We start from the raw sequence: 19,882 nt of genomic DNA, 5'->3' as shown, positions 1-19,882 counted from the left end.
AGCATTTCTTTTTAGTTTTTAATTACAACTCATAAGTTGAAGCTGAATAATAAATTTGTACAGTTTTTGAGCTGTTTGTATATATATATCCATTTTGGTTTTCCAACATATAAGTCGCGGCTATGAAGAACAAAAAGTGACCTGCGCTCATTCTCTCTCTTTGTTTTAACTTGGCGTGGGGCAGGAAGAGGATCTGACCGCTTCTATGCATGGCTGGATGCTCTTTCCCACCTAAAAAGAAAGGGTTTATGTTGGTTCTTCAATTTGTATTTATATATAATGGTTTCTTCTTTTATAACGCTTTTACAGGTATACATATTTCACAATAATGGTTGTTAATCATCTCACTCGTGTATCTTTCTAAAATCGGTTTGTTGTCAATTTGATAGCCATTGTTGTGTAAAGCTGGGAAAATTTCAGCCCATGCTTTTTGAATATCTTCCGCTGTATGTTTGATTGTGAAAATAGCATACTTTCCACTAGAAAGTTCCCCTTCGCAAATTGAATCATCAATTTGATAATCTTTTGAAATCACAATACAAGCATCATATCTACAATTTTCAGGAAGTGTTGTTTCAGGGTTATCTTGTGGAATTCCAAGTATTATTGCCGATTTAATAAGATCTTTCTCCTCAGCCCATTTCTTTAACTTTTCCATTGCTTGCATGTTAGCAGGACCATATGGACCAACTTGGCGTACATAGGCAATGCGATATTTTGGAAGAGTTTCGACTTTCATATTCATAGTTTCTCTTTCCTTTCTTTATTCATATTTGCTACACTTCGAATGCTATTATGATTTAAAAATATAATCAAATATATTTTTAAAATTGTTAATTTTCTTATTTAAGGAGTCCCGTCACATCGCCATCAACTTAAGAATTCAGAATTACCCCAAAACGAAAAAAAATGAGCTTAATTCACATGGACACCTATGAAAGGATGAAATTTTCGTTTTGGGGGCACTTCAAAATGGTAGCTTGATTGGCATGCGTGTCGGGCCTTAATTAAATTTTTAAAAAAATAGTTACATTAATTATAAAAGTCTATAAATATAATTGGACTTTTGGTATATTCAAACTGAAAGATGCATCTTGGTAAAGGCGAAATTAGTGAAAGCTAATGACACAAAGCTATAGGGACTAAGGTGTATTTCACTCACTATGTCAGCCAGTTGTCGAAAAATGTCAAAAGAATTGCGAATCTTACAAATTTTAGGGTCATTTCAGGTCCTAGAATTATTTTACATGAGGGGGGATAGACACAAAGGTAATCGTTTAAAAACAAAAAATAGGGGGGCTTATTTTGAAAAGAACTTTATCTTTAGTATTAACTATGTCACTTATTTCAGGGAGTTTTGTTACGATTCCTTATACAAAAGTTTCAGCTGAAACGGTGTCGTTGACTCAAACAACATTGAAACAAAAGACAGATCAGGCAATTGCAAATGGTAATTTTGAAGATCATTTGAGTTATCTTACAACATATTTAAATGAAAAGGTTGGGGAACTCACTGAAGCGAATTTGAAAAGTAAGCTTACAGACCCAGTATTTGCAGCAGCTTTGGCTCAGTGGCAATTCATATCACAAACAGGTGCTGCAGCAATGGATACATTCGCTAAAAAAGATGCTGCTCATCAGAGTTTTCTTAATTGGGTTATGAAAAATACAGGGGTAATGAGTACGTTTCTTGAAGGTGGCAGTCCAACTGCAAAGAATTCAGTAAATGCACTTGAGATATGGAATACAATCTGGAATACGGATGCAGATTCTCATGAAGGATTGTATTTAAAATTAGCGATAGCTACATCGTTAGCTCATGCTGAACCTATAAAATATTGGACAAATAATAAACCTATTGATCCATTAACGAGGTACCAATATTATAAAACAGCAGATCAAAATAATGAGTTACTTCCAGTCTTTAGAACATATGATGTTTGGCATTTAAGATTAGTAGTGAATACTTGGTCACCAGAAGAAGATTTAACTTGGGCAAGAAACATGATTAATACGGAGCATCCAGAACTTAAAAGTCAAGATAAGATCGGAACAAGTGCATATTTGATTCAGTATGTAACAAATAACAAAGATGGAGTTAGCATTCAAGCTGGGAATGATGCATTCTACGGTGTAGGTTGGAATCTTTCTTCCATTTACAGATTTGGCGGGGTATGCGGTAATATTTCGAAGTTTGGTGTACAAGTAAGTCAAGCCTTTGGTGTGGCCGCTATGCCTGTTACACAACCTGGGCATTGTGCACTCATATGGAATGACAAACCATCTTCTTGGCATTTAGGAAATGATATATCGGGATGGGGTGAATCGGGCCGTCATGATGTAACTGTTATTCCTTGGTCAGATAATAGCTTGGGAAATCAAGTATCTTACATCTTACTATTTGAAGATGCTGAACGTACCCCAGTAAAACTAGATAAATCAGAGCGATTACGCTGGTTAGCGAAAGTGATGAATTCAACAGATAAGAAAATTGCAATTTATAAAATAGCTACTAATCTTTTACCAACTAATGTTTTAGTATGGAAAGATTACGTTTCTCTTATGTTACAAAATCCAAATGTAACAGATGCTGAGTGGCAAGAATTAAACAGCAGTATCATTTCTTCTTTTGCTAATGAGCCAAGACCGATGATGGATCTTCTTACTCAAATTAGAAGCCATGTTCTGAACACAGATGATAGAGCAAAACTTCAACAGTATACGTTAAATATATTAAATGTATTTAACGCAATAACGGATGTAAATCAAAAGCAAGTAGCTAATAAAATTAAAGATCAAATGCCAAGTTTAGGATTAGGCCTGGCTACTTTTAGTTTTGATGGAGCAAATGCAGGAAAACTAATGGGAATTAAACCCGATACGGAATACAGTATTGATGGAGGAAAAACGTATAAAGCTACTACAAGCAATGATATGCTTCTGAGCAATGAAGAGATCTCAGCAATCAATTCAACGGATGGCATTTTAACAAGAGTGATCGGAACAGAGCAGCCTTTATTAATTCCAATTGGAAAAGCTGGTAAAGTTAATGTTTCTTCAAATGATGAGGAGAACTTAGTTTTTGGTCTAGACGATACGATGGAATTCAGTATAGACCAAGGTTCACATTGGACAAAATATAATCCAGTTGCTCCTAATTTACCGGATTTAACAGGAAATGTTACATTAACAGTTAGAAAATTTGCTGTTGGTTCAAATCCAGCAAGTGATGCTGTTAACTTAAAGTTTACTGATACTGCTGCAATAGGATTAATACCGCACAAAAACTTATCAGTTGCAGGTGTCTCAAGTCAGGAAGTTTCGGCTAATAATGGTGCTGCAAATGCAATCGATGGAAACGGTGCAACAATGTGGCATACGTTATGGAATGGCAGTGATAAGGCTCCATACATTACCATAAAGCTTAATGAAGTTACTAGCATATCACAATTAGCTTATGTTCCAAGACAAGACAGTAACTCTAATGGTAACATAACTAGTTATAATATATACACAAGTCTAGATGGAGTTAATTTTACAAAGGTTGCTACTGGAACTTGGGCAGATGATAAACTTACCAAGAATGCAAGTTTCAGTAAAGTAGATGCTCAGTATGTGAAGCTTGAAGTGGTATCAGGACACAGTGGATTTGCTTCAGCCTCAGAAATAAAATTATATAATTAGTAGTTGGAAGATGAATGGGATTGTAGCAAAAGTATTTTATACTTTCGCTACGGTCTCTTTTTTGTTCTGGTGCAAAAACTAGAGAATTCATGCAATGAATCTTCGAAACTTGGAAATACTAATACTTGAGGTAGCACCACATTGCTATCAACTTAAGAGTTGAAACAAACGGAACTTTCGTCCAGCCGGGATACGTTTGAAAATGGGATGGGCTATCTTACAAAACTGTCATCTTAACGTAAGGTTATTAGATAGTTCATATACTATTTCAATGTGATAATAAGGATATAAGAAATCATAATAATTTTTAAGAGGTGAAGCTCATGAAAGCAAATAATATCTTATCTTCTTTAAATTACTTTAGTATCTTCTTTGCACCATTTCTATTACCAATCATTATTTACTTTGTAGCAGAAGAAGAAGTAAAATATCATGCGAAAAAAGCATTATGGACACATCTAATTCCTTGCGTAACACTCATCATTGGTCTTGCTATATCTGGAGCAGTTGGATTTAGTACGTTAGGTGAAAATGCACTTGGAATTGCCGTAATCGGAACGTTTGTTATTGCTTTTATCTTAAGTATTTACTATTTCATTTGGAATATAGTAAAAGGTATTAAGGTGTTAAAAGAAGTTTAATGTATAAAGACTAACCTTATAGTTCTAAGAGGCTGTCTCAAAAGGTCGTTTTTTAACGACCTTTCGGGGCAGCCTCTTTCATCACTATTAATTATTTGTATATTGTACAAGACAAACACCTTGCATTCGTTTTAATAAACCTTCAGAAATCTTTCCGGTTTGCCGTTTTTCTTCACTCCTATCCATCATTAATTATGGTAATCTTATTATGAGGCGCTATCCAGGATAAATACAGCAGGCATTGGGGTACAGAGTATGTTGTTCTCCAGTGGATGTTAATGAGCACAAGAGCGAATTTGTTCTTGTACTGATTAACATTGGCTGTAAAACTAACCTAGGATAAGCAGTTAGCCAACCGGTTTTGGCTTAAAGACATGATAGGTATGGTGAAAGGAGAAGGAAAATGACAATGACTTTGAAGCTTAGCGATGCCCTCTACGGTGAATTTGAGATAGATGGTGTCCTGTTAGAACTTATTCGCAGCAATTCGGTGCAACGATTAAAAGGAATTTATCAAGGTGGTGCTAGCTATCTTGTAAATCCAAATTGGAACAACACACGGTACGACCATTCAATCGGCGCGATGATGCTTGTAAACAAACTCGGAGGCTCCTTGGAAGAGCAAGTGGCCGCTTTATTGCATGATGTTTCGCATACGGCATTTTCCCATGTTATTGATTATGTCCTTGGACATAAAGAAGAAAATTACCATGAAATGATTTATGAACAGATCGTTGCTCGATCGTCAATTCCTGACATTTTGGCGAAGGCTGGATTGGACTGGGAGGGTATCTTGCTTGATGAGAGCCAGTGGACTTTGCTGGAACAGCCAGCTCCGCGATTATGTGCGGATCGTGTTGATTATACATTGCGTGACCTATACGCTTATGGTCATATAACACTACAAGAGGCGCATTGTTTTTTGGACCAGCTTGTGGCTTTTGACGGACAAATAGTTTGCAGCGATCAATCAGCGGCGGAATGGTTTGTGAGCACATACTATAAAGAGGTCATTGGGCTTCTCATGGACCCGCTTAATATGTTTGGGAATGATCAGCTTGCAAAAACATTAAGACTTGCTTTGCAAAAAAATGTGCTGTCTATAGAAGATTTTCTGAAAGAAGATGAGGATGTAATTCGCTTGTTAAAGGACTCTGGTGATAGCAGCATTGCAGCTATGCTGCATACGCTTTGTAACAGCAAAGTAGAGAAAGGGACTCAATCTTGTTATGACGTTCATCAAACAACAAAACAGCGCCTGATCGATCCGCTTGTTATCGTCTCAAGTCAACTCGTTCCCGTATCTAACTTGTCGGCTAGTACCAAGACGTTGACGGAACAAGCAAAGCAAACGATAGAAAGAGGCGTATATATAAAAGTTTGCTCTCAGTCATGAGTGAATTAAATACTAGTTAATAACTTAAATAAGCACTTCACTGTTTAATCTAGGAAAAGTGAAGTGTTTATTTTTATTACTTGAGGATTTTTTTGTTGATATGTAAAGGTTTATCCTGTTTTCACTGTTGAATTAACAAGTGAAATTGCATACCAATTAATGAAATGACCACAACTATTGTCACTTCGTTATTTTGGTTGTCACTCGAGGTGTTAAAAAGTAAATGGAAGAATTAGGTAGTTTATGTTAAAATATAATGAGAAGCAAAATTGTCTTTGTTCTGCTAAAAAGCAGGATAGTTTAAGAGGGATTGTTGATTTGAGGATGATAAATTGAAAAATAATAAATCAAATAGGGCTTTAAGGGTTGGAACTAATATCATACTTATTTTATTAATCTTAGGTGCATTCCAAATGTTTTTTGATGAAAACTATACAAATGACCACTTTGGTTGGTTATTTTTGATGGCTTTTTGGATGGTTAGAAGTATTTATGGTTTTACCATAAGTTTAAAAGAAGGAAATAAGAAGTTAGCATTAATTGATTTGGTTTTAGCAATTTTTGCTTTTTATGTTTTATTTTCTCAGAGTATTAAATATTTCTTCTGAAAATAATTAATTCACTAACGGGGCTTTAATTGAATAAGCCTCATACAAAAGTAAAGCTCAGAGTTACATAGGGACTTTGAGTTTTCTTGCGTGTTATTTACTATGCAAATTAACATGTGAATTAATATGTTATTTAGCTCGTTATTTTAGATTTTCTCCACAATAACTGAACTACTTACTGCTAAGTTATTACACTTTTTGTTATAGAAAAACAAAAAAAGCCGACTTTCAAATTGGGAAACCGACTTTAAAATATCTTATGGAGCTATCGCATGCGTTAGTTATATAGGGAAATGCTCTAATTTGTTTAGTTGGATAGCCGTTACCTTATGCGATCCAGTATGTTCTTAACTACGATTTTGAAAAAGTTTCAGTTGTTTCATATAATCAATAGCCTTAGTTTTATTCTTTTGCTCAGAAACATATTTTGCCTCGTTTATAAATCTATAATAGTTATTAAATCTTTCATCTAAGAGAATGCCTTCAGAAATTGCTTTTTTAACCGCACAGTTAGGTTCGGTTGTATGAGTGCAGTTAGAGAATTTACATCCCATGGATAATTCTATTATATCTTCGAATCCATCTTCATAGTTTCCTACTGAATCTATTATTTCAGATACCTTCTTATTAGATTTCATTTTGTAACTCCCTTGGTTATTTTTTGAATATTCAATATTTTATCACAAAAACCAATTCTCCGTTAAGGCGAACTGCCCGTTAGTTGAATTAAGAGTGATTCAAAATTTTTATGTTAAGACACCATAAACTTTATCTTATTCAGCAAACACGCTTGATTGTTGAATAAAAAGTAACAGGATTTTATGCTTAACTCCTATTATTATGTATAATTGAATTATCTGACAGTTATTATTACATGCTCATGGAGACGGTATGATGAATGATAGAGATTCTACCAATTTTGTTTTACATGCAAAAAGTAACCAGTTTTATTGGGAGGGAAACGGCCAATTATCGATTAAAACATTTTCTAACGGAAAAGCACATTACAAGACGAGTAAAGGTTTTTTTGCTGTCGAAGAAAGTAGATATTTACTCCTTAATGAAGGGTCTTATACCATTTCAATTGATGAAAATAAGGAAGTAGAATCTTTTTGTATCTTTTTTAAGGATGGATTTGCAGAGGAAATTTTTCACTCACTAAGAGAATCAAACGATAAACTTCTTGGCGATCCTTTTAAGGATAAGAGTTGCATCGGATTCTTTGAAAAAACTTATGATACAAGTAAAACCTTGTTGTCTCAAATAACAAAATTTAAGGAAAACTTACCTATTCTTGAGAATGATCCAATTGGTTATGAAGAACAATTTCACAAGTTCATGCAAATTATACTAATGGAACATTTCAATACATGGAAAGAAGTCGAATCATTAAGTGCAATACGTAATTCTACAAGAGAAGAATTGTATAGAAGGATTAGTATCGCCCATGATTATATAAGATCTTATTATGATAAACCGATTAAATTGAATGAAATTGCCCAAATTGCTTGTTTGTCGCCCAATCATTTGTTACGAACATACTCACAAATATATGGAAAAACACCTCATCAGCATATATCTGAGTTTAGAATTCTAAAAGCGAAGAAGCTTTTAGCAAAATTAGATTTCAATATGACTGATATAACATTTGAGTTGGGATTACAAAACCCCGTATCTTTTAGCAAAATGTTTAAGCAGCATGTTGGGGTGTCTCCTATTGAATTTCGAAAAAAGGTGATTTTGGATAAGAAATACTAGGTGTAATCGTATATTCTTAGAATGAAATGATATTTGAAAGGGGAGGTTCTTAGTGGAAGCTACTTTGATTCAGAAAGTCGGACAAATTGGGGTACCAGTTAAAGATTTAAATAAAGCAATTAATTTTTATAAAGAAAAACTTGGGTTATCGCTTCTATTTCATACTGACAGCATGGCATTCTTTGAATGTAACGGGTTGCGTCTCTTTTTAAGTCTTCCAGAAAAAGAGGAATTTGCTCAATCTAGTTCAGTCATTTATTTTCAGGTTGAAAAAATGAAAGAGACTTATGGGGAACTATTAAGCAAGGGAATTGTTTTTATTGATGAACCACATATTGTAGCGAAAATGGGACAAACAGAAACATGGATGACATTCTTCAAAGATACAGAAGGGAATACCCATGCTTTAATGAGTGAAGTACAAGCTCAATAAAAAATGGAGGAAGAAAGATGAAGATAATAGAACTACCAATTGAATTTGAATTTAATGGACAAAAAAATTACATTTATCCAAGTTTAATTATATTGAATAATGAACTAACATTGGTCGATACAGGGTATACAAATTTTTTACCTTTAATTGAAAATGAAATTTTAAAAAATGGATATGAAGTGAAGGATTTAAAGAATATAATCATTACTCACTATGATGATGATCATATAGGTTCTTTATATGATTTCAAAGAAAAGTATCCTTGGATTAACATTATAGCTAGTGAAGTGGAATCAAAGTACATTAGTGGTGAAATGAAGTCAGAAAGATTGGTTCAAGCGGAAGAAATGCTAGGAAATATGTCAAATGAAGAAATCGAATTTGGTAAATGGTTCATACAGCAATTAAAGAATTTGAAGCATGTTTCAATTGATGAAAAGGTGCATGATGGTGATATGATTTTAGGTAACAAATGTAGAGTAGTAGCAACACCAGGGCATACTTCAGGACATATTTCATTATATTTTCCCAGTTTAAAAAGTGTAATCACAGGTGATGCAGCTGTTAATGAGAACCATGACTTGGTCATTGCGAATCCACATTTTTGTTTAAATGCTGAGGAAGCAGAACAGTCTTTAGAAAAGATTAAGAATCTGAAAGCTGAAACGTACTATTGTTATCATGGTGGGAAATTAACTTTATAAATGAAGTAAACGTGAAACTAAAGATTCCGAAGGGGTAATTGGTATGAAAATGGCAATAATTGCTGACATTCATGGAAATAAAGATGCCTTACAAGCTGTACTAACAGATATTAATAACCGAGGGATTCAGTCTATTTATAATTTAGGGGATAGCTTATATGGTCCTTTATTTCCATTGGAAACCTATGATCTTTTAATGAACCAAAATGTTCAAAGTATTAAAGGGAATTGCGAACGAATTTTATTAGAGCCTAATACGTCTAATTTAACAGTTCAATATGTACAGAATTTATTAAAGGATGAGCACAAAACGTGGATTTCTAATTTACCTAATTTCTTACAAACAGATGATTTCTATTTTTGTCACGGAACATCGACAAGTGATGAAATATATTTGTTAGAGGAAATGAACGCTAGTGGGGCAGTGCTTAAAAAGACAGAGGATATTATGAAATTAGTAAGTGGTATCTCGCAAAGACTTATTTTTTGTGCACATACACATATACCAAGAGTCATTTATCTTCCAAATGATAAAATAATTATTAATCCAGGAAGTGTTGGGCTACCGGCTTATGAAGATGAATTACCAATCTATCATAAAATGGAATCAGGTTCACCATTCGCTAATTATACAATTGTTACAAAACAAGAAAATGATTGGATGATAGAGCAATTACATATTCCTTATAATCGAGATGGAGCAATTAAAAAAAGTGAAAAAAACGGTCGCTTAGATTGGGCTAGAGCACTGAAAACAGGAAGAATTTAAAAGAAGATGTGACAATCGAATTAAACAATTTCGTTATCTATTTTTTAAATAATTATGATGCGATTGATTGAAATGTAAACAACTTTAAAAAGCCTTACTAAAAACGAAATGTAGTAAGGCTCTAGCTATTTTAGGTAAAAATGAATCGACTTATTCTCTCTATACAAAAAAAGCCACTGATGGAAGTTTCACTTTATAACAAACATTATCCCGTTATATCATATTTATTAAATTATACTTTATGGCATATTGAACAAGTTCACTTTTTTTAGAAAGATTAAGTTTGTTCAACATTCTCGTCTTATGAGTATCAACCGTTTTTATACTGATAGTTAATTTTTGAGCAATTTCAGACAGTGAAAAACCGTGAACAAGAAGTTGCAATACCTCTCGTTCACGTGGACTTAAAATTACATACGGATTTTGAGAATCTGTTTCGTTTTGCATTTTTTTTAGCATAGTTGAAATTTCCTTTGGGCGAAGGTATATATACCCATCCATAACAGAATCAATAGCATTATATAATTCCTCATCTACAGCTGCTTTAGGGACGTAACCTGAAGCTCCCGCGTTCATGATTAATGTTATATAGTCCTCATCTTCATGCATGGTAAGCACGATGACTTTCGCTTGTTCATAACGTAATTTAATCTCTGTTAGAACCTGAATTCCATCTACGCGTGGCAAAGATATATCTAATATTAGAATATCGGGCCTTAAATTGTCGTAAAGTCGGAGTGCTTCAAATCCATCAGAGGCTTCACCTACAACTTTTAAGGATGGTCTTTTTTGTAATAGTAGTTTTAAACCCGCTCTCATCAAAGCGTGGTCATCAACTAGCATTATGTTGATTGTCTTTTCCATCTTGACCCCCTTCTCTCCGTTTTAATGGGATCGACACCATAACTTCAGTCCCACCGATATTGTGAGTTCTAATAAAAAATGAACCACCTAGTAATTCTGCTCTTTCCTTCATTCCATATATTCCGATTCGATTTTGCTGGCGAGCTTTTTCAAAATCGTTCTCATTTATACCTTGACCATTATCATGAATGTTCAACTCGATAGAATAATCCCTTATCTCCATGTTAATCACAATCTCAGTCGCTACTGTATGTTTCACTACATTGGTAAGGCTTTCTTGAATGATTCGGTATAGTGCTACAGCAGTATGACTATCTATGGCAGCAACGTCATCATCAGGAGCATGTAGAATTACCGTAAGAGCAAATTTTTCTTCAAATTTTCTTACGTATTTTCTTAATGCGGGAATTAAACCTATATCATCAAGGATAGGTGGTCTTAACTCTACCGCTAAATCTCTAATTTCTCGTAAAATACCGGCCGCAGTCTCTCGACTTACATTAAGTAGCTCCTGTTGCTCGGCATCTTTAGCTTCATTAGCCAAAATACGCATTGTAACCATTAGAAAAGTAAGGGCTTGGCTTGTTTCATCATGAAGTTCACGAGAAATTCTTTTTCTCTCCTCCTCATGAGCGGATAATAGTTTCAAAATCAACGTATCTCGAAGAGCATCCTTTTCTTGAAGTTCCTTCAATAATTTTTCTACTGCAGTCCTAGAACTAATCAGATTGTCAGCCATTTCATTAAAAGCCCGCGCTAGTTTTCCAACTTCATCGTCACCTATTGCTTTAGCTCTTAAGGATAAATTACCAGCTGATATGCCTGCTGCTGTATCAACTAAACTGTTAATTGGTCGAGTAATAATGCGAGTCACATAATAAGCTATACCTGCCGCTCCCATACAGACCAAAAATGTAGCAACAACCAATTCTATTATTTTAGTAAAAATATAGCTTTTCGCCTGTTTTTCTGCCATTCCAACTCTAACAAATCCTACATCTCCTTCTTCAATTGGAACAAGTATGTCATGGATGTTTCCTTCATCTGAAGTTAGGATAGCGTAATTTTCAGCATTGATATCATTAGGCTTATGTGCGTTTAATATTCCTTTCGGTAGGTGTTTGGAGAATGTATTTCCGACAAGGACATTATTATTGTTAATGACCAGTATATAACGCACATCTTTGTTAGCTTCCTGTGCCCGGGTAATGAGAAGATGAATCGAATAGTAATCGTCAGTCAAAATGTAATCCGAGGACAATGCCGCAATATTTTCGGCAATATTTACACCACGTTTTTTTAGGTCCTCTGTCATGATTTTTGTGAGTGATTCCCAAATGATACCTCCCAATACTAGAGCGAGAAAGAGTAGCGAAACGAATATAGCTCCAAATATCTTTTGATTTATTTGTAATTTATTCATCCATTTCATAAGTGACCCTCATATAACTTTGGTTCAAATGGGACAAAACGATCAATAAACAGTCCCTGAAACGCTGGTTTTATTATTTCTTGTTCGTGCATAGAAATGAAACTTTCTTTGATAATTCGCTTCTCTTCATCAGGTAAATTACTGTTGATGACAACAGGACCGGTACCAATCGGTTCCGTTTTTGCAATAATTTTTAAATCCTTAATCAGTTCTGGATTTTTAAGTTTGGTACGCTCAAAGACTAAGCTATCAACAGCTGCAGCATCAACAACCCCATTTATCACAGCACTTAGGGAGCTTTCATGATTATATGTAAAAACATAATGACTAAAGAAATGCTCTGGTGTTTCACTTAATTCAGCTAATTTTTTCCGCACAAAAATATATCCAGAATAACTGCTTGGATCGCTAAAAGCAACGTTTTTCCCCCTTAAATCCTGTATACTGGATAGTTCATTTTTGTGGTGTACGACAACATAACCATAATAATAGGGAACTCCCATTCTCTCTTGCATGGCAATGGCTTCCAGTCCTTCAACGTGTCTGTAGGTAATATATGCTCCTGTTGAAAGTATGGCTATATCAGCACCGCCATTCATCATCAACATACTAATCTCATTATAACTCTTGCGCTGAATGAGAATTACAGGTCTATGGAGCTTCTCTCCAATATAGTTAGCGATTTTCCTATAGTACATAATTGTATCAGCCTTTGATAACACACTTGAAATCGCGATTCGTACAGGAGAGGGCTTGTCATCTTGTGAACGAATAGGCGTGGTGTCAGATTCGGAGAAAACAATTTGAGGGCTTGAACGCTCATGCTGACATCCTACTACAAGTAAAGTAATAAACAATATAAAAAAAAGCCTCAACCAATTTGTCATACTTTCCTCCATTCTTACAGGCGAGGAATTTATCCCCGTATTCTTAGGCTCCCCATCTCAATATTGAGAGAGAATCAAAGAAGACAGGTGGGGATTGGTGAGAGCTTTCCATAAGTGTGAGATGAAGATCCCTCTCTTATGGAAGCTTCACTGTATGGATTATGTGAAAATCCCCTAATTGAATCCTGCTTGATTCAGGGTTTTTGAAGTTTATATTTATATATTACTTCAGGACGATCCACGAAATCTATGGAAGAGTGTATACAATACTACTTTGCGTGTCAGAGTTGTGACAGAAAGTATGTAAATACAAATAAAAAACGCTCGCTTGGAGTATTCGTACAGGAACAGAAGAGGTTAGGGGCTTTTCTTGCAGCATACAAGGAGAAAACAAAGAGAGAAAGCGAGTATGGAGCATATGTTGTTCTGCATACCAACGACTTATATGCTAAAAAATGAAAACAGATTTATATAGCCATGAATATTGCTTGTAAGATAAATTCTGACAGACTCTACTATTTTATCCTACATAAAATCAGATATTTACTGATAGTTTAACGATTTGGCATATAAGATAATGTAACAAAGGAGGTATGATATAACACAAGTATTTTTGAAAACGTCTCCACCAAATTGGCATTCTATTTATATACTAAATTTCATGCTAATCTAAGTTTTTTCTGTAAATCAAAGTAAAGAATCGAGGTAGATAGTATGTTCTCATTTTTGAAACCTAAAATCGCTACTACAAAAATAGTACCAGATCAGGTTCAAAAAACCTATAAGCTTTTCCGGCTACAATCTTTATTAGGGGTGTTCTTAGGTTACATAGCTTACTATATAGTACGTAACAACTTTGCCTTATCTACTCCTTATTTGAAGGAACATCTCAACCTTAGTGCTACAGAAGTAGGATTATTAAGCAGTTGCATGCTTATCGCTTATGGAGTTAGTAAGGGTTTGATGAGTAGTTTAGCCGACAAAGCTAATCCTAAAAGTTATATGGCGCTTGGTTTGCTTCTGTGTGCTATGGTCAATATTATGATGGGATTCAGCACGGCATTTTGGATGTTTGCAATTCTCGTTGTTTTCAATGGATTCTTTCAAGGAATGGGAGTTGGGCCTAGCTTTATTACTATTGCAAACTGGTTTCCTCGTAAGGAAAGGGGAACTGTCGGTGCCATATGGAATATTTCTCACAATATAGGCGGGGGTATTGTAGCACCTATCGTTGGTATGAGTTTTGCTATGTTAGGCTCCAATCACTGGCAAGCGGCAAGCTACCAAGTTCCTGCTGCTATAGCCATTGTTATTGCTCTAGTAATACTAACTCTTATTAAAGGCTCACCGGTAAGTGAGGGATTACCTCTGTTAAACGAAATCGTCAAAGACGAATCCGATTCGGAAACAAAACAAAGTGCTGATTCAAAACCGCCAACAGACATGAGTGCTTGGCAGATTTTCAAGAATTATGTTTTATTTAACAAAAATGCATGGTTCGTTTCCTTCGTAGATGTTTTCGTTTACATGGTTCGTTTCGGCATTATAAGCTGGTTACCTATTTATTTATTACATGTGAAACATTTCACTAAAGAAGAGATGAGTGTTGCCTTTTTATTCTTTGAATGGGCAGCTATTCCTTCTACTCTTCTGGCTGGTTATCTATCAGATAAATTATTCAAGGGGCGCCGCATGCCGCCAGCAATCATTGCTATGACAATGATACTTGTCTGTATCATTGGTTACTGGCAGAGCACATCTTTACATTGGGTGACTATCTTCGCCGCCATTATTGGATGCTTGATTTACATTCCACAGTTTCTAGCTTCAGTACAAACTATGGAGGTAGTTCCATCTTTCGCTGTTGGCTCTGCAGTTGGTTTACGAGGTTTTATGAGTTACATTCTAGGTGCATCTTTAGGTACTACTCTCTTTGGAGTAATGGTCGACAAGGTAGGATGGAATGGTGGTTTCTATGTATTACTAGCAGCAACTGTTTGCTGCATCATATGCTGTATAATGGCCCATCGAGGAGCAAAAGAGCTAGAATACAACAAAAAACATGGACTCCAATCCTAAATCGTTAAACATGGCTCCAAAATAGTAGGAAAACCTTATGGTCTTATATCATATTCCCATTTATGAGTGCATTCTGTTAATATGTATCCTACTTTTCCTATTAAAAAGCCTAATTTCTCAATTTATTGTAGAGAAATTAGGCTTTTTTCATCACTCCATTAAAGCGCCCTATCGTTTAATGACTTGATTTACTGATTATATCTTCAATCATTCACTTTGAACTATATAGATATAGTTTTTGTTGCAACTGTTTGTTGAAATGCCTTATCATGCTCAACAATAACCATTGTGGGATTAAATTGTTGAATAAGCTCTTCAATCTGCATACGCGAATAAATATCAATAAAGTTTAATGGTTCATCCCATATATATAAATGAGCTTTTTCACATAAACTTTTAGCGATAAGCAGCTTTTTCTTTTGTCCACCAGAATAATGAGATATATCTTTCTCAAATTGAATTCGGTCAAAATCCATCTTACGTAGGATGGATTTAAATAACGTCTCATCAATCTCGTGCTCTTCAATAAAGTCCGATAACGCTCCCTTCAAATGAGAAGTATCTTGTTGGACATAGGAAATGATGAGTCCTGAGCCTAAATTAACTGAGCCTGTATGCTGTATTGGATGTCCCAGAATTAGTTTTAGGATACTACTTTTCCCGCTTCCATTCTTTCCATCAAGTACAATTCGATCCCCTTGTTCAACTATGAAACTAATTGGTTCATTTACTATTTGGTCATCATACTTAACAGACACATCAGCCAAAACAACCAATTCATTTGACTGAGATTTCAATTGTTCTAATTTTAACGACTCAGTTTTCTCCACATTTTTTAGTAATTTTGACTTTTCTTCAATAGCTTTTTGTTGCCGTGATTCAAGGTTCTTCGCTTTCTTCATCATCTTGGCCGCTTTATGTCCTACAAAACCCTTATCTAACTTAGATCCTGAATTCCTTGTTCCATTTTTGGAAGCTTCCACTTGATGAGACCAACCTGCTGAACGCTTTGAAGACTGTTTTAATCTCCCTATGTCTTTTTGTAGACGCTCATTTGTAGCCTCTTCGTGTTCCTGCTGTCTATCAAAATTTAACTTCCAAGAAGAATAGTTACCACTTTGAACTTCAATATTTGCTCTATTTATAGATAAGATATGGTCAACGCATCCATCTAAAAAGATTCTGTCATGTGAAATCAAAATAAACCCTTTTTTCTTCCTTAGATAATCAGAGACCATCTTTCGTGCATCAGTGTCTAGATGATTTGTTGGCTCATCAATTAATAGAAATTGACCCTCATTCAAAAACAGTGCAGCAAGCAACACCTTTGTTTGTTCTCCATTTGATAATGTTTTAAATGGTCGATACATGGCCTCGGCATCAACATTTAAATAGGATATTTCACGCAGAAATTCCCAATCTTCTGCTTGGGGACAAATTTCTTCAAGAATTTCATAAGTGAACTTGTTCTTATCCGAAACTGGGTAAGGGAAATAATTAAATTCCACCGAAGAAGTGATTTTCCCACTATACTCATAATTACCTAATAATAAATTAAAGAATGTCGTTTTACCTCGTCCGTTTCTACCAATAAACCCTAGTTTCCAATCCGTATCGATTTGAAAGTTTACACCTTCAAAAATATTATCAAAGCTACTTGGATATGAAAAAGTTAAGTCTTGAACTTTTATCATTGACATAATAATTCCTCCTTTATATATCAAAACCTTTCATATAAAGTCGGAATATCCATCAATTTTTTAATTCCTCTATATAAGTTTGATGGATATTAACGACTTATATAGAGCATTACATGTGTAACAATAGTGTCTGAATTACTCATTTTTCTCTCTCCTTTATTTGTTAGGTTACAGTTACGGATTAATAAATATGAACTTACCTATTAAGAGAATAAAAAAATCCCCCCAATTTGTAATCGGAAGGATTAGTAGTTCACTTATACTTAATAAGTTCTTATTAATCATGGGAATCATGACAAATAAAGTATGAACTGATTTATAAAAATGGATAGACTAACCCTTATATTTTGTAGTTTGAAGTTATTAATTTCAAATTAAAATATAGATTAGTTAATCATTATTCATCCATCAGTCCTCTCATAATTCTATTTTTAGGGTAACATTCTTTTTTATGGAATGCAATATCACAATCATCTTCGCCTCAAATTACTGCTAGCTACTTCTTTAGAATCAACAATGTGCATTCCTTCTTTTTGTCATACATGTTTATCTGCCTGATCCAGCAGGTTTGCTAGTATCATGCTATTCTCTTGGTCGGCATCGTACTGTACAATATCGTCATACTCAAACAGTTCGAATTCTTCACCAAATTCCTGTTTCATGAATGCGATAAATTCTTTAATACTTTCTCCTACGTCCTTATTACGGCGAAACTCCATCATAATCGCCCTAAATCTGTGTGGAGGAATTTTACATTTGATATGATAAGACTTACTGATACTAAAAGAATCCCCAGAATCGTATAAGCTATATGTATACAACAGAAATCCATCTCCTTTCATACATAATATGTATATCGTTCCATAACGGAACAAAATTCATCCATCATTTAACTCCTTATTGATAATATCCACTTTAACATTTTTCTTTTCTCCATAAGAAAATCCCCTTAAAGCAAACAAGAAAATCCTTTGCTTTAAGGGGATAATCAGTCCGGGATCGAATAGTTGATTAATAATAGGTTACTGTGTGCAGTGATAATAAAGTTATTTAATTTCGGACATAGCCTCCGTTAACACCCAAAAAACTTTTCATGTAAGTGTATACATTTATTATTACTTATTCGTTGTATAAGTATAGGGAGGACAAATGATGAAAAAAGAAAATATACTTTCCTCCTATCTTATCAATTTAGGGGAGGAAGTGTTCAATCTATTACTGGTGAAAGGGGCCAAAAAAGAAGATGCTGAAGATATAATTCAAAATACTTTTTACAAAGTATATACACTATTGGATGATCTAACAGAGAGCAATATACGTCCGTGGTTTTTTAGAGTAGCACTCAATGAATATATTGACCTGAAAAGAAAAAAGGAGCAGCAGAATATTTACTTAACCGAGGAAATTCATTCAAAGCTCCAACATACAGACCGTGAATTTGATGCCATTTTAAATAAGGATGAGATTTTTCATTTATTAAAAGACGTCAAAAAAGAATATAAAGAAGTTTTCTTTTTAAAGTATTACTATGATTTTTCATATGAAGAAATTGCGGCTATTTTGGACATTAAAGTAAGTAGTGTAAAGCAAAAATTATTTCGTGCACGTAAATCCATTCACTCAAAGATAGGAGGAAAACATTTATGGACACTTCGTTAAAAGATGCTTTAAAAAAAGCGAAGCGAAAACAATTACTAAAAATTGTTATTACTTCAATTATCGTTGTCATTATTCTATTACCGGTCATTTATAAAACCGGGAATTACTTCGCGGCGAAAGGTTCTACAAAACTTCATGAACGGCTCTTTTTACATAATAAAATTGCTGAACCTAATATTCAAATCGATTCTCAAGTTACGAGTAACACCTCTATGTTTGGAGGCAATATTGTAACGAATCGTTCTAAAAATATTAATGGCTATTTAGTACAATGGAGCACACTCACAAGTTCGTATGATTGGTTTCGCACTAATATTGATCACAACGAGTTAATACCGGGATCCCATTGGTACGGTACGGAATTCTATCAATATGATAAACAAACAAAGAATAAAGTCGCAACATTTTATAATCCGTCTATTAAAAAATACCATGGTGGTGTGCGAAATGATTTAGGGGCCATTTCACAAATGGAAAATTACGTTGCGGAAGTTGCGATTTCTTTCGATCGACCTTATACATTACAAGAAATTCAAGCGAAAATTCCCGATAATTTAAACATCGTATGGTTGTATATGACATCACCAATTTTAGATGAAAGCAAGGGACCTGTTCGTGCACAAGTTTATGGATTTGATCCATCAAACTCACCGAAAGAGGCGTACAATGAATTTATTGATTCACTTAAACAATTCGACGAAAATGGCAATGAGGAAACAATCCAGAAGTTTTTAAATGTAAATAAAAATAAACAGTTTGATGAAGTGAAAATTTTAGGGGTAATGCTGACTGGTCAAACACAAAACTTTAAAGCTTTAGAAAATCAAGATTTTATTCGCGGTGCCTCTGTAGGGGCTACTGCTCAAATCGTCCCTTATATTAAACCAAAGAAATAATAAGCAAGAGACCAGGTGAATATTTGGTCTCTTTTGTGAAATACGGTATGGAAATCCAATTCCATACCGTATTTTTAAACAACTTTATGATTCGTGAACATACTAATCTTTCATTTTTTCCTGCTGCTCAGCTAATAAATTACGTAAAACGTGCCCCCGGTAACTCTCGAGTTTTCGCCCTTCATAATAACGAATTCCTAACTTTTTCAGTTCAGCTACATACCATCCTTTTGTTCCGTAGTACATGGAATCACTTCCTTTTTTGCTTTTAAACAGTATATGTTTGGGAATTTATAACTTTCGTTTTGAGGAAAGAATTTACGAAAGACTTTTGTAACATTTACGCAAGAAATTTGAAAGGTATTTAAGCTA

18 protein-coding genes, 1 pseudogene and 1 riboswitch are annotated in these 19,882 nt (G+C 34.4%); of the genes and pseudogenes, 11 read left to right on the top strand and 8 right to left on the bottom strand.

Going from position 1 to position 19,882, the window contains the following annotated elements; genetic code table 11:
- Positions 1-292: 292 nt before the first annotated feature.
- Positions 293-745 (bottom strand): AraC family transcriptional regulator, encoded by a 453-nt coding sequence (locus V7183_RS17810; RefSeq protein WP_335360335.1) that lies wholly within the window; start codon positions 743-745, stop codon positions 293-295.
- A gap of 347 nt (positions 746-1,092) precedes the next feature.
- A riboswitch (cyclic di-GMP riboswitch) is annotated at positions 1,093-1,182 on the top strand.
- A 123-nt stretch (positions 1,183-1,305) separates the two neighbouring features.
- Here V7183_RS17810 and V7183_RS17805 point away from each other — a divergent pair.
- The 4 genes from V7183_RS17805 to V7183_RS17790 all read left to right on the top strand — a co-directional run bounded on the left by V7183_RS17805 (position 1,306) and on the right by V7183_RS17790 (position 6,329).
- Positions 1,306-3,684 carry a discoidin domain-containing protein gene (locus V7183_RS17805; RefSeq protein WP_335360334.1) on the top strand — a complete coding sequence of 793 codons (2,379 nt, stop codon included), beginning with the start codon at positions 1,306-1,308 and terminating at the stop codon, positions 3,682-3,684.
- A 323-nt stretch (positions 3,685-4,007) separates the two neighbouring features.
- Positions 4,008-4,325, top strand: a complete 318-nt coding sequence (locus V7183_RS17800; RefSeq protein WP_335360333.1) for a DUF4870 domain-containing protein — start codon at positions 4,008-4,010, stop codon at positions 4,323-4,325.
- A 403-nt stretch (positions 4,326-4,728) separates the two neighbouring features.
- Positions 4,729-5,721, top strand: a complete 993-nt coding sequence (locus V7183_RS17795; RefSeq protein ID WP_438825180.1) for an HD domain-containing protein — start codon at positions 4,729-4,731, stop codon at positions 5,719-5,721.
- A gap of 332 nt (positions 5,722-6,053) precedes the next feature.
- Positions 6,054-6,329: a hypothetical protein gene (locus V7183_RS17790; RefSeq protein WP_335360332.1), complete on the top strand. Its 276-nt coding sequence runs from the start codon at positions 6,054-6,056 to the stop codon at positions 6,327-6,329.
- Between the two features lie 347 nt (positions 6,330-6,676).
- Here V7183_RS17790 and V7183_RS17785 read toward each other — a convergent pair whose 3' ends face one another.
- Positions 6,677-6,967, bottom strand: coding sequence for a hypothetical protein (locus V7183_RS17785; protein ID WP_335360331.1), 291 nt, complete (start codon positions 6,965-6,967; stop codon positions 6,677-6,679).
- Positions 6,968-7,223: 256 nt separating this feature from the next.
- Between V7183_RS17785 and V7183_RS17780 the strand changes: the two genes are divergently transcribed.
- Genes V7183_RS17780 through V7183_RS17765 form a run of 4 tightly spaced genes read left to right on the top strand, consistent with a single transcriptional unit; the run spans position 7,224 to position 9,993 of the window.
- Complete coding sequence (locus tag V7183_RS17780; RefSeq protein ID WP_335360330.1) at positions 7,224-8,087, top strand: helix-turn-helix domain-containing protein; 864 nt, start codon at positions 7,224-7,226, stop codon at positions 8,085-8,087.
- A 52-nt stretch (positions 8,088-8,139) separates the two neighbouring features.
- Positions 8,140-8,520, top strand: a complete 381-nt coding sequence (locus V7183_RS17775; protein ID WP_335360329.1) for a VOC family protein — start codon at positions 8,140-8,142, stop codon at positions 8,518-8,520.
- A gap of 17 nt (positions 8,521-8,537) precedes the next feature.
- Entirely contained in the window at positions 8,538-9,224 is a 687-nt protein-coding gene (locus V7183_RS17770) for an MBL fold metallo-hydrolase (protein ID WP_335360328.1), read from the top strand.
- Positions 9,225-9,267: 43 nt separating this feature from the next.
- A complete protein-coding gene (locus V7183_RS17765) occupies positions 9,268-9,993 on the top strand; it encodes a metallophosphoesterase family protein (protein WP_335360327.1) in 726 nt (241 codons plus the stop codon).
- Between the two features lie 213 nt (positions 9,994-10,206).
- On the opposite strand, the gene V7183_RS17760 is transcribed toward V7183_RS17765, so the two are convergent.
- The 3 genes from V7183_RS17760 to V7183_RS17750 are packed head-to-tail and all read right to left on the bottom strand — an operon-like array spanning position 10,207 to position 13,176.
- A complete protein-coding gene (locus V7183_RS17760) occupies positions 10,207-10,857 on the bottom strand; it encodes a response regulator transcription factor (RefSeq protein WP_335360326.1) in 651 nt (216 codons plus the stop codon).
- Complete coding sequence (locus V7183_RS17755; protein WP_335360325.1) at positions 10,826-12,289, bottom strand: sensor histidine kinase; 1,464 nt, start codon at positions 12,287-12,289, stop codon at positions 10,826-10,828. The genes V7183_RS17760 and V7183_RS17755 overlap by 32 nt, the downstream gene beginning before the upstream one ends.
- A complete protein-coding gene (locus V7183_RS17750) occupies positions 12,286-13,176 on the bottom strand; it encodes a substrate-binding domain-containing protein (protein WP_335360324.1) in 891 nt (296 codons plus the stop codon). The genes V7183_RS17755 and V7183_RS17750 overlap by 4 nt, the downstream gene beginning before the upstream one ends.
- A gap of 714 nt (positions 13,177-13,890) precedes the next feature.
- Between V7183_RS17750 and pgtP the strand changes: the two genes are divergently transcribed.
- On the top strand, positions 13,891-15,255 hold the full coding sequence (gene pgtP, locus V7183_RS17745) for a phosphoglycerate transporter PgtP (protein WP_335360323.1): 1,365 nt from the start codon (positions 13,891-13,893) through the stop codon (positions 15,253-15,255).
- 221 nt (positions 15,256-15,476) lie between these two features.
- On the opposite strand, the gene V7183_RS17740 is transcribed toward pgtP, so the two are convergent.
- Entirely contained in the window at positions 15,477-16,955 is a 1,479-nt protein-coding gene (locus V7183_RS17740; protein ID WP_335360322.1) for an Lsa family ABC-F type ribosomal protection protein, read from the bottom strand.
- Positions 16,956-17,491: 536 nt separating this feature from the next.
- Complete coding sequence (locus V7183_RS17735) at positions 17,492-17,674, bottom strand: hypothetical protein (protein ID WP_335360321.1); 183 nt, start codon at positions 17,672-17,674, stop codon at positions 17,492-17,494.
- Between the two features lie 433 nt (positions 17,675-18,107).
- Here V7183_RS17735 and V7183_RS17730 point away from each other — a divergent pair, with 433 nt between their 5' ends.
- Together V7183_RS17730 and V7183_RS17725 are read left to right on the top strand one after the other, a co-directional pair.
- Entirely contained in the window at positions 18,108-18,614 is a 507-nt protein-coding gene (locus V7183_RS17730; RefSeq protein WP_335360320.1) for an RNA polymerase sigma factor, read from the top strand.
- Positions 18,599-19,510 carry a sigma factor regulator N-terminal domain-containing protein gene (locus V7183_RS17725; RefSeq protein WP_335360319.1) on the top strand — a complete coding sequence of 304 codons (912 nt, stop codon included), beginning with the start codon at positions 18,599-18,601 and terminating at the stop codon, positions 19,508-19,510. The genes V7183_RS17730 and V7183_RS17725 overlap by 16 nt, the downstream gene beginning before the upstream one ends.
- A gap of 102 nt (positions 19,511-19,612) precedes the next feature.
- On the opposite strand, the pseudogene V7183_RS17720 reads toward V7183_RS17725, so the two are convergent.
- Positions 19,613-19,850: pseudogene (locus V7183_RS17720) on the bottom strand (YflJ family protein).
- Positions 19,851-19,882 lie beyond the last annotated feature (32 nt).

The sequence above is a fragment of the Bacillus sp. JJ1127 genome (genome assembly GCF_036965845.1).
Lineage (GTDB): Bacteria > Bacillota > Bacilli > Bacillales > Bacillaceae_G > Bacillus_A.
The sequence above is the reverse complement of the archived record's forward strand: the minus strand, read 5'-3'. Positions and strand labels throughout refer to the sequence as shown.

Bases quoted from the DNA above. Each gene is read 5' to 3' on its own strand.
- V7183_RS17810 (WP_335360335.1), bottom strand. From the start codon at position 745: ATGAATATGAAAGTCGAAACTCTTCCAAAATATCGCATTGCCTATGTA.
- V7183_RS17800 (WP_335360333.1), top strand. From the start codon at position 4,008: ATGAAAGCAAATAATATCTTATCTTCTTTAAATTACTTTAGTATCTTC.
- V7183_RS17795 (WP_438825180.1), top strand. From the start codon at position 4,729: ATGACAATGACTTTGAAGCTTAGCGATGCCCTCTACGGTGAATTTGAG.
- V7183_RS17785 (WP_335360331.1), bottom strand. From the start codon at position 6,967: ATGAAATCTAATAAGAAGGTATCTGAAATAATAGATTCAGTAGGAAAC.
- V7183_RS17780 (WP_335360330.1), top strand. From the start codon at position 7,224: ATGAATGATAGAGATTCTACCAATTTTGTTTTACATGCAAAAAGTAAC.
- V7183_RS17770 (WP_335360328.1), top strand. From the start codon at position 8,538: ATGAAGATAATAGAACTACCAATTGAATTTGAATTTAATGGACAAAAA.
- V7183_RS17765 (WP_335360327.1), top strand. From the start codon at position 9,268: ATGAAAATGGCAATAATTGCTGACATTCATGGAAATAAAGATGCCTTA.
- V7183_RS17760 (WP_335360326.1), bottom strand. From the start codon at position 10,857: ATGGAAAAGACAATCAACATAATGCTAGTTGATGACCACGCTTTGATG.
- V7183_RS17755 (WP_335360325.1), bottom strand. From the start codon at position 12,289: ATGAAATGGATGAATAAATTACAAATAAATCAAAAGATATTTGGAGCT.
- V7183_RS17750 (WP_335360324.1), bottom strand. From the start codon at position 13,176: ATGACAAATTGGTTGAGGCTTTTTTTTATATTGTTTATTACTTTACTT.
- pgtP (WP_335360323.1), top strand. From the start codon at position 13,891: ATGTTCTCATTTTTGAAACCTAAAATCGCTACTACAAAAATAGTACCA.
- V7183_RS17740 (WP_335360322.1), bottom strand. From the start codon at position 16,955: ATGTCAATGATAAAAGTTCAAGACTTAACTTTTTCATATCCAAGTAGC.
- V7183_RS17735 (WP_335360321.1), bottom strand. From the start codon at position 17,674: ATGGAGTTTCGCCGTAATAAGGACGTAGGAGAAAGTATTAAAGAATTT.
- V7183_RS17730 (WP_335360320.1), top strand. From the start codon at position 18,108: ATGAAAAAAGAAAATATACTTTCCTCCTATCTTATCAATTTAGGGGAG.
- V7183_RS17725 (WP_335360319.1), top strand. From the start codon at position 18,599: ATGGACACTTCGTTAAAAGATGCTTTAAAAAAAGCGAAGCGAAAACAA.